The 837-nt window shown below is 67.4% G+C and carries 1 protein-coding gene; it reads left to right on the top strand.

The genetic code is table 11. The features are described 5' to 3' along the window. The first annotated feature begins 272 nt into the window (after positions 1-272). Positions 273-383 carry a hypothetical protein gene (locus tag C3488_RS42300; protein WP_258053933.1) on the top strand — a complete coding sequence of 37 codons (111 nt, stop codon included), beginning with the start codon at positions 273-275 and terminating at the stop codon, positions 381-383. Positions 384-837 lie beyond the last annotated feature (454 nt).

The following is an 837-nucleotide window of genomic DNA, read 5'->3' as shown; positions in this document are numbered from 1 at the left end:
CTCGAGACCTCGGGGGATCTACGTCCCGGCCCGATACGAGCGCTCCTCGGCCTGCCAGAGGATCTGATGCCGCAGGCGTACGTACGGCGCAGCCGGCCGGAGGAGAAGCCGCCGCGCTGGGACTTGCTGGACTGAGCGACGCCCTCGCACCGGGAGGAACTGCTCGATGTGCTGTACGGCGGGGAGATCAGTCGGGATGACCGCGGGCCTGCTGCAGGAGCTGGAGCTGCGCCTCGGGCGACCGTGTCCTCGATATCGGCACGGGCGCCGGGGTGACCGCGGCCGTGGCCTGCCGCATCCGCGGCGACGCGGGCGTGGTCACGCTGGATCGGGAGCGGCACGTCATGGCATCCGCGCGCGCCCGCCTGGCCGCCCTCGGCTGACGGCCGGCCACAGTGCCGGCGACGGTGCTACCGGGTGGGCTGAGCACGGTCCGTACGACCGCGTCTTTGTCTCCTACACGATGGATTATCCAGCACTGGGAATCGTTGATCACCTGGGCCGCGATCACGCTCATGACCAGGCGCATCACCCGCCGGTCCTCCCGCAGGAGCGGACAGCCCGCTTCCCGTGAAGCGCAGCGAGACTGATCGTTCTGAAGGCGGTGGTCACCACCTTCACTCAGAGGTGCCGCAGTCATCGGCCGAAGACCACTCTCCCGCGGAAGAACGGGCCCGGGGGCCCGCAGCCTGCCGCCAGCTGCCAGAGCACACCTGGCGAGCCCTGTGACCGTTTCCTTATCCGGTCTTACCTCGTACTGGTTGACTGGTGTTCTGCTTAACCGAAACAATCCTGGTTAATTGAGGGGAGAGGTACGAGACGTGATCGACTTCCATG

The organism is Streptomyces sp. Ru72, assembly GCF_002920635.1.
In the GTDB taxonomy this organism is placed as follows: domain Bacteria; phylum Actinomycetota; class Actinomycetes; order Streptomycetales; family Streptomycetaceae; genus Streptomyces.
This window is presented reverse-complemented; position numbering and strand designations above follow the sequence as displayed.